This window comes from Microbacterium sp. (assembly GCF_035554235.1).
In the GTDB taxonomy this organism is placed as follows: Bacteria; Actinomycetota; Actinomycetes; order Actinomycetales; family Microbacteriaceae; genus Microbacterium.
This window is the reverse complement of sequence record NZ_DATMIO010000162.1, coordinates 1-8,755: the sequence shown is the minus strand read 5'-3', so window position 1 is coordinate 8,755 and position 8,755 is coordinate 1. Positions and strand designations below refer to the sequence as shown.

The 8,755-nt window shown below is 67.5% G+C and carries 8 protein-coding genes; all 8 read left to right on the top strand.

Going from position 1 to position 8,755, the window contains the following annotated elements; all coding sequences use genetic code 11:
* A partial coding sequence (locus VNT50_RS08295) for an FAD-dependent monooxygenase (protein WP_325484639.1) occupies nucleotides 1-490 on the top strand: 490 nt, incomplete at its 5' end.
* Nucleotides 491-503: 13 nt separating this feature from the next.
* Nucleotides 504-2,330, top strand: a complete 1,827-nt coding sequence (locus tag VNT50_RS08290) for a CocE/NonD family hydrolase (protein WP_325484638.1) — start codon at nucleotides 504-506, stop codon at nucleotides 2,328-2,330.
* Nucleotides 2,327-3,472 (top strand): alpha/beta hydrolase family protein, encoded by a 1,146-nt coding sequence (locus VNT50_RS08285; RefSeq protein ID WP_325484637.1) that lies wholly within the window; start codon nucleotides 2,327-2,329, stop codon nucleotides 3,470-3,472. Before VNT50_RS08290 ends, VNT50_RS08285 begins: the two co-directional genes overlap by 4 nt.
* Complete coding sequence (locus VNT50_RS08280) at nucleotides 3,447-4,325, top strand: dioxygenase family protein (protein WP_325484636.1); 879 nt, start codon at nucleotides 3,447-3,449, stop codon at nucleotides 4,323-4,325. Before VNT50_RS08285 ends, VNT50_RS08280 begins: the two co-directional genes overlap by 26 nt.
* On the top strand, nucleotides 4,234-5,397 hold the full coding sequence (locus VNT50_RS08275) for a maleylacetate reductase (RefSeq protein WP_325484635.1): 1,164 nt from the start codon (nucleotides 4,234-4,236) through the stop codon (nucleotides 5,395-5,397). Before VNT50_RS08280 ends, VNT50_RS08275 begins: the two co-directional genes overlap by 92 nt.
* Before the next feature lie 124 nt (nucleotides 5,398-5,521).
* Nucleotides 5,522-6,694 carry a CaiB/BaiF CoA transferase family protein gene (locus VNT50_RS08270; protein WP_325484634.1) on the top strand — a complete coding sequence of 391 codons (1,173 nt, stop codon included), beginning with the start codon at nucleotides 5,522-5,524 and terminating at the stop codon, nucleotides 6,692-6,694.
* On the top strand, nucleotides 6,691-8,082 hold the full coding sequence (locus VNT50_RS08265) for a carboxyl transferase domain-containing protein (RefSeq protein WP_325484633.1): 1,392 nt from the start codon (nucleotides 6,691-6,693) through the stop codon (nucleotides 8,080-8,082). Before VNT50_RS08270 ends, VNT50_RS08265 begins: the two co-directional genes overlap by 4 nt.
* A 168-nt stretch (nucleotides 8,083-8,250) precedes the next feature.
* Nucleotides 8,251-8,755: AraC-like ligand-binding domain-containing protein (locus tag VNT50_RS08260; RefSeq protein ID WP_325484632.1), on the top strand; the 505-nt coding region annotated here is incomplete at its 3' end.

The window sequence follows — 8,755 nt, the reverse complement described above, 5'->3', positions numbered from 1 at the left end:
CATCTCCGACGCCGAGGCGTACTTCTTCCTCACCGAGAACGACGCCCCGCTGGGTGCGCTCCCCGAGGAGGAGCTCCACGACCGGTTGCGTGAATTGGCCGCCGGATTCGAAGGCATCGCCGGCGATGTCCGAGACAGCGTGACCGCGCCGGGCGACATCGTCCGCCGCCCCGTTCAGACCCTCCTCATCGAGGGTCCGTGGCATGTCGGCCGGGTGGTCCTCGTGGGCGATGCGGCGCACTCGCCGTCGCCCCAGCTCGTCAGCGGTGCTGCGCTCGCGGTCGAGGACGGCGTGGTGCTGGCCGACGAACTCACCCGGCACGACCGCGTCCTCGACGCCCTCGAGGCATACGAGGCGCGCCGAAAGCCCCGGTGCGCTCTCGTCGTGGACACCTCGATCGAAATCGGACGGATGGAACGCGAGCGTCGCCACGAGGAACTCCACGCCCTCCAGGGACGAACGCACGGAGCCATGGCGCAAGCCATCTGAACAGGAGACGACATTGACAACCCACGACACGACGATCCGGCTCCCGCAGTCTCCCGAGAATCCGCCCACCCACTATCAGCGACCCGCGAGCCACACCGGCCTGATCGTGGAGCGCGATGTCGTCGTGCCGATGCGAGACGGCGTAGAGCTGAAGGTGGACATCTACCGGCCCGAGACCGACGAACCGCTGCCGGCACTGCTTGCCTTCGCGATCTACAACAAGGACATCCAGTCGCCCGAGAGTGCGGGCCAGCTTCCGCCCCAGCCTTCCTGGTCATCCGCGTGGAGCGGACCACAGGAAGCAGGCGACACCAGGCTCTTCGTCTCCCGCGGCTACATCCACGTCATCGGCAACCCTCGCGGCGTCGGCAAAGCAGGATCGGGCGGGTCCCGGGAGTGGGACTCCTACGACCTCATCGAATGGATCGCCGCCCAGCCGTGGTGCGACGGGAAGGTGGGAATGGTCGGCATCTCCGGCTTCGGCGCCGAGCAGATGCACGTCGCGCGTCAGCGGCCGCCGCATCTGCGCGCGGTTTTCGGGTTCGACCCCCGCGGCGCCTACGGAACCCTCGGCGGCGTCCGCGAGGAGTACCCGGGCGGTGTCCTCCACCTGTTCCGCTACCTGGTCGGCCACTTCGGCGTGTTCCATCAGAACAAGGGAGCCCCCGGCGAACTGGACCCCACCCGCGAGGCATGGTGGAAGGACGCGATCGCCGACCCCGACTTCGCGCAGTACCCGCACCTCTACAACGTGCTCGCGATGAAGGGCCAGCACATGCCGGCCTACTTCGACGTCCTGATCAACCCGTACGTCGACCCGGACGAAGCGGATCGATCGGAGGCTGAGATCGCCGGGATCGACATTCCGGTCTTCACCGGGTCTGGCTGGTACGGCTACACCTACAAGACCCACCTCCAGGGCGCGCAGACCTACTGGAAGTTCCTCACGTCGCCCAAGAAGCTGCTGTTCGCGGGTCCCGCGCACCTGGAGCGGCCGTTCAAGGGACTCCACGGGGAGATCCTGAAGTTCCACGACCACCACCTCAAGGGTCTCGACACCGGCATCCTCGAGGAGCCCGCGGTGCGCTACTGGCTGATGGGAGCGAACGAGTGGCGCACGGCCGCGGACTGGCCGCTCCCGGATACCGTCTGGACTCCGTTCTACCTCGACAGCTGGGAACGACTGCGGACCGACGAGTTCGTCGTGGACTCCGTGGATGAGCACATCCCGCCCGACACCTTCGTCCAGATGCCGCTCACCCAGACCCGGAAGGTCGCGTCGCTGCGGTTCCTGTCCCCGCCGCTCCCGCACGATCTTCAGGTCGTCGGACCCGCGTCCGTGAAACTCTTCGCGTCGATCGACCAGGAGGACACGAACTGGATCGTGGCGTTGAAGGATGTCGGGCCCGACGTCGGCGTGCAGACGGTGCGCGAGGGCGAACGGGAGCTCCCGGAGAACCTGCCGGAGCGTGAGCTCACCCGGGGTTGGCTGAAAGCGTCCAACCGGGCACTGGATGAGGCCCGAAGCACGCCATCCAGGCCTTTCCACAAGTTGACCCGCGAGGCGAGGGAGCCGGTGGTGCCCGGTGAGGTGGTCGAATACGACATCGAGCTGCTCTCGACCGCGAACCTGTTCCGCCGCGGTCACCGCATCTGCCTGGAGATCAGCTCGCTGGACGTTCCGACGGGGGTCGCGGGAGCCACCAACGCCGAGTACATCCCGTACCACGTCGCCAGCTCTCGCACCACAGTGCACAACATCTTCCACAGCGCCCAGCACCCGTCGCAGCTGCTGCTCCCCATCATCCCCATCACGGAGCCGACCGGGGAGGGACGATGAGCGATCAGGTGAGGTCCCTCGACGACGCGCAGGCCTGGCTCCGCGAGCATCTTGCGGTGCGGCGGCATCCCTTCAACGAGATCGATGCCGAAGCGGCCGCAGAGACGATCGACGCCCTCGAGGGCATCGATCCGGAGAACTGGGTGGACGCATGGCTCGGGCGTTCCGAGCGGTTCGCGTCCCAAGCCCGTGCGGCCCGTTCCGCCGAGGAGGAGCGGGGGCTGTGGTGGCAGGCATACCAGTTCGCATTCCTCGGCCGATACCCCTCGCCCCTGCACCCGCGCAAGCGGGACTCGTACGCCAAGGCACAGGAGTACTTCCTCCGCGCCACCGCCCTCGACGAGGTCCCCGTGGAGCGGGTGGAGGTACCGTTCGCGGGCCGAAGGGGCGAGGGGGACAGCGTCGTCTTCTACGTCTCCCGGCCGCCAGGAGCGCACAGCCCGCCCGCGGTGATGATGTGGGGCGGCATCGACATGTGGAAGGAGGAGTCCTGGGTCAGAGGGGCTCTGCTGCGCTCGAAAGGCTTCGCGACCATTCACATCGACATGCCTGGCATCGGGGAATCGCCACTGCTCGCCGGCGTGGACGCGGAGCGCATGTGGAACCCGATCTTCGACTGGATCGGCGCGAGCGATCTCGACGAGAAGCGGATCGCAGCGCTCGGACAGTCGTTCGGCGGTTACTGGGCGATGAAGCTCGCCATCACCCACCGCGAGCGCGTCGCCGTCGCGGTCAACTGGGCCGGGGGAGTGCACGAGACCTTCCAGCCGTCGTGGCAGGAGCGCTCGCGCAACGCCTCGTCCTACCTGATGGATCTGATGCCCACGCGCGCGAGCATCTTCGGGGGGAAGACCTTCGAGGACTACATCGCACGCTGCCCCGAACTCTCTCTGCTCGACCAGGGGCTGCTCGACCAGCCATCCGCTCCGTTGCTGCTGGTGAACGGGATCGATGACCAGCAGAACAGCATTCAGGACATCTGGCTCTCGCTCCAGCACGGCGACCCCAAGACAGCCCGGATCTTTCCCGGGGGCCATATGGGCGTGGGCCCGGTGATGCCCACAGTGGTGGCGTGGCTCGTCGAACGGCTGCAGCCGCGCCTGGAGGTGATCGAAGATGTCGACACGCGGTCTGGCGAGTGACCTTCCCATCGGTGAGCAGGTCGCCGAATCGTTCGATGATGCGCCCGAGCCCCTTCGCAGCAAGCTGAGGATCATCACCAAGCACCTGCACGCGATGATCGATGAGCTGAATCCCACGATCGAGGACTGGAATGCGGCCATCGAATTCCTCACCCGCACCGGGCACATGTGCAATGACGTCAGACAGGAGTTCGTACTGCTGTCCGACGTGTTCGGGGTCTCGTCGAAGGTTGAGACCATCAACCACTCGGACATAGAGGCCGCCACCGAGTCCACGGTGCTCGGACCATTCCACATGACCGCATCGCCGGCGCGCGAGCTCGGCGACAGCATCGACGAACTCGGCAAGCCGGATCATGTTCTCGTGCGCGGGCGGGTCGTGTCGACCACTGGCGAACCTGTTCCGCGGGCGCAGGTGGATATCTGGCAGGCCGACGAGAGCGGCTTCTATGACGTCCAGGTGCCCGACATTCAGCCCGCCGGCAACGGCCGCGGCTTGTTTCGCACCGACGACGCCGGCAGATTCTGGTTCCGCACGGTCATTCCTTCGCACTATCCGATCCCCACCGACGGCCCAGTGGGTGAGATGCTTCTCGCCACCGGACGTCACCCGTATCGGCCGGCGCACATCCACTTCATCGCCGATGCCGACGGCTACGAGACTCTCACCACGCATATCTTCGTCGCGGGCAGTCCGTATCTCGACTCCGATGCCGTCTTCGCCGTCAAGCCGAGCCTCATCCGCTCCTTCGACGATTGCGATGATCCATCCGAAGCCGAGCGGTACGGGCTTCAGAACCCGTTCAAGGTCGCGGAGTTCGATCTCGTGCTCGCCCCTCAGAACGATGACTGACGGCGGCATGGCGCCCTTCGGATTTCCGGGGCTGCCGACTCGCATCGAGTTCGGTGCGCGGTCTCGATATCGGCTGGTGGAAGCAGCCGATCGTGCCGGGATCGATCGCCCGCTCGTTCTCACCACGCCTCGCGGCGCCCTGGTCCTCGCGGACATCGACAGCGTCATACCGGTGCACGCATGCGCCGTGTTCGAGGGCTCGCGGGTCCACGTTCCCGCCGGCACCATCGAGGAGGCGCAGGCGGTCGCCCGCGACGCGAGGGCCGACGGGGTCATCGCCATCGGCGGTGGCTCCGCGATCGGCCTGGCGAAAGCGCTTGCCCACTACGACGGTCTTCCCTTCGTCGCGCTGCCGACCACCCTCGCCGGTTCTGAGATGACATCCGTGTGGGGCGAGACGACCGATGGGCACAAGAGGACCGCGCGAGACGAGAAGGTCCGTCCGCGAGAGGTCATCTACGACCCGGAGCTGCTCCAGTCACTGTCAACAGAACTTGCGGTGCAATCGGCGATCAATGCCCTGGCCCATGTCGCCGAAGCCGCGTACGCCCACAACACCTCGCCCCTCGTGCAGACGCTCGCACACGCGGGTGCCGAGGCCATCAGCGACGGGCTGGAGGGCATCCTGCGGACCCAGCGCGGTGCGCTCGATCGACTTCTCTACGGCGCGATGCTGGCCGGCATGTGCCTGAGCAGCGCGGCGATGTGTCTGCACCACAAGATCTGCCACGTCATCGGGGGGGCGCTCGACCTGCCCCACGCGGCGACCCACGCCATCGTGCTGCCGCATGCCCTGGCGCTGAACCTGCCCGGCGCCCCCACGGCCGAGCACATTCTGGCGTCCGCGTTCCGCTCGTCGCTGCCCGAGAAGCGTTTGCACACGCTCCTGGCACAGTCGTCCGCGCCCGTGGCGCTCGCCCAGCTCGGCGCCCCTCGGAACTCGGTCCTGGCGCTCGCCGGTCGAGTCGTCGAGGAGCTGGGCGATCCTCCGACGAACCCCGTGGCAGTGACGGACGCCGACATCGAGCTGCTGCTCGGTCGCGCCTGGGAAGGCGCGAGCCCAGAACGGTGAACGCCTTTGCACGTGGTGCGAGAAGCGGATGCTCACTGCGGAGAGCGGATCGCCCGCCGAGCCGTTCTCGGGTTGACTTCTCGGGAACGGATCGCCGTCGCAGGCGGAGCTGAGGAGCAATTTCATGCAGTCACCGCTGACCGGCGTCTCCGTCATCGATCTGTCGCGCGCCCTCGCGGGGCCACACGCGGCGATGATGCTGGGCGACCTGGGCGCGGACGTCATAAAGATCGAGAATCCCGGTGGCGGCGACGACTCACGCGGGTGGGGTCCGCCGTTCGCCGACCCGATCGATCCGTCGGCCAGCCGCGAATCGACGTACTTCCTCGCTGCCAATCGCAACAAGAGGTCCATCGCGCTGAACCTGCGGGCCGCGGACGACAGGGCCACGTTCGAAGACATGGTCCGACGCGCCGACGTGCTCATCGAGAACTTTCGCACGGGCGTGCTCGAAAGGCTCGGGCTGGGCATCGACCACCTGTTCCAGTTGAACCCTCGGCTCGTTGTGCTCTCCATCACCGGGTTCGGGCACGACGGGCCCGAAGGCGGCCGCGCGGGCTACGACCAGATCGCCCAGGGGGAGACCGGGCTGATGTCGCTGACGGGACCCGATCCCGAGAACGTGCAGCGCGTCGGCACACCCATCGCGGACCTGCTTGCGGGGATGTACGGGGCGTTCGGGGCGCTGGCGGCATTGCGCGAAGCGGAGCGGACCGGACGCGGCTCTGTGGTGCGAACGTCACTGCTCGCTGCCGTCGTCGGGGTGCACGCCTTTCACGCCACCAACTGGACGGTGGGCGGCGTCGTCGGGCAGGCGCAAGGCAACCACCACCCGTCGATCAGCCCGTACGGGCTGTTCCGGTGCGGCGAGGGCGCGGTTCAGGTGGCGGTCGGAAGCGAAAAGCTCTGGCGCAGTTTCTGCGAGCGTCTCGGCCTCGACCCGGACGACAGCCGATTCGCCACGAATGCCGACCGGGTCGCCAATCGGGCCGCCCTGGTCGCGCTGATCGAGGCGTCGTTGTCGGATCACACCGCCGACGAGGCGCTCCGGCTGCTCGACACCGCCGGGATCCCGTCGGGAATCGTACGCTCCATCGACGATGTCTACCGGTGGGACCAGACGCTCAGCCAGGGTCTGCTCGTGGATGTCGAGCATTCGACTCTGGGCCCCATCAAACTGCCCGGCACTCCGCTTCGGTTCTTCGATGTCGACGGCGAGGAGCTGGAGACGTCCTATTCGGCCCCTCCGACGCTGGACGGTGACCGGGAAGAGCTCCTCGCCGAGCTGACCACGTGAGCGACTATCTGAGTGCCGTCGAGGTCATCTCACGGCTCGCCGACGAAGGGTCTTTCGTCGCGTGGGACGATCCGATCGTGCACGGCGACGTCACCGAGGAGTACGAAGCACAACTGCGCCGGGCTGCGCACCGGACAGGCTGCGACGAGGCGGTCATCACCGGGTCGGCGCGGATGGGCGGCCATCGAGTCGCTCTCATCGTTTCCGAATTCGGCTTCCTCGGCGGCTCCGTCGGCACCCTCGCTGCCGCCCGAATCGTGGCGGCGGTGCACCGCGCGACCGAGGAGGAGCTCCCGCTCATCGGCCTGCCCGCATCCGGGGGCACACGCATGCAGGATGGCGCGGCGGCGTTCGCCGCGATGGTCGACATCGCAACGGCAGTACGCGCCCACGCACTGGTGGGGTTGCCGTACTTCGTGTACCTGCGCAATCCGACGACCGGCGGGACCCTCGCATCGTGGGGGACACTGGGACATCTGACCATCGCCGAGCCGCACGCGTTCATCGGGTTTCTCGGACCCGCCGTGGTGCAGGCGATCACCGGAGAGCAGATCGATCCGGCGGTGCAACGCTCGGAGAACCTCTTCGCCAACGCTCAGGTCGACCTCGTGGCGGATATCGACACCGCTCGGGTGCTGCTGGCCCGCGCGCTGGGCTTGGTGCTCGTTGCCCGGATCGAGGGCGATGGCCGTACGCTGACGGCGGTGGACGAGCCCATCGCTCTGTCGAGCTGGGACGCGGTCGTGCTGAGTCGGTCCGACCGTGAAGACGCGAACGAGCTGGTCAGTCCGTCCCGGAGCGTCTTCCTGCGGGGCAGCGGCGATGGTCGTCAGCCACTGCTGATAGCCATGACGCGAATGAATGGGCTGGCCTGCCTGGTCATCGCTCATGACCGCCGGGCAGAGCTGCGAGGATGTCGTCTGAACCCGCGGGCGCTCCGCGATGCGCAACGAGCGCTGCGCGTGGCGGAGGAACTTCGTCTTCCCGTTGTCACCCTGATCGACACCGCCGGCGCGGAGCTGTCGGCGGACGCCGAGACGAGCGGTCTCGCCGCCGAGATCGCCGAGTGTGCGGCAGCGATGGGCGGGGTTTCCGTGCCGAGCGTGTCAGTGCTGATCGGCGAGGGCGCCGGCGGGGGCGCCATGGCGCTCTTCCCGGCCGCCCGGCGGCTTGCGCTGCCGGCGGCCTGGTTCTCCCCTCTGCCGCCCGAGGGATCCAGCCAGCTGATGCACGGTACCCCCGACAACGCCGCGGTGGTGGCGGACGCTCAGCGCATCGGGAGCCGGTTCCTCTTCGAGGACGGCGTGATCGACGACGTCATCCCCGATCTGATGCATGTGCCGGGTGCGATCGAGCTGGCGTTGAGCGAACAGAGAGTCCGCGCATGACCCGCCGTCAATCGGTGCTGACGACGATCGCACTCGTGATCGTCGTCGTGCCTGCGCCTATCTCGCAATCACCTTCGAGCTCCGATGGCCGGCGCAGTAGCCACGGCTAGGATGGATGGCACCGCAGCGGAGGTTACGCCGCTGCCCGGCCGAAGTGCGGAGCCAACGATGGTGAACACGCGCATCCTGTCGCGCTGGCCCCTGGTGCGCTCGGCGAACCCCGAGGAGATGCTGGAGTCTCTGAACGCCCTCTACCGCCCCTCGGAGGTGCGTTCGCTTCGCGTGAGCTCGGAGGGCAGCCACTACGAGCTTCGCGGCTTCGCAGGGCCAGGGTTCTCGATCGGATACATCCGCTCGGACATGGGCGTGTCGATCAGCGGAGCCGCGCAGAGTGCCTACCACCTGAATCTCGGGTTGTCGGGCGAATTGCTGTCCGCGCGCGGGGATGAGAGGGTGCGCAACACCGCGACGCGGGCTGTGGTCTACAACCCCGGCGATCGCCAGACCCTGCTGCCGACCACCGCACCCGCTGAGACGCTGGGCATCCGTCTCAGTCGTGACCTCGTCGAAACCGAACTGGCAGGGCTCCTCGGGCGCGACGTGAGCGCGGGCCCCCGCTTCGACTTCTCCCTCGACCTCACCTCTGACGACTCGGCGGGGCTGAGATTCATGC

Bases quoted from the DNA above. Each gene is read 5' to 3' on its own strand.
- VNT50_RS08285 (WP_325484637.1), top strand. From the start codon at position 2,327: ATGAGCGATCAGGTGAGGTCCCTCGACGACGCGCAGGCCTGGCTCCGC.
- VNT50_RS08280 (WP_325484636.1), top strand. From the start codon at position 3,447: ATGTCGACACGCGGTCTGGCGAGTGACCTTCCCATCGGTGAGCAGGTC.
- VNT50_RS08275 (WP_325484635.1), top strand. From the start codon at position 4,234: ATGATCCATCCGAAGCCGAGCGGTACGGGCTTCAGAACCCGTTCAAGG.
- VNT50_RS08270 (WP_325484634.1), top strand. From the start codon at position 5,522: ATGCAGTCACCGCTGACCGGCGTCTCCGTCATCGATCTGTCGCGCGCC.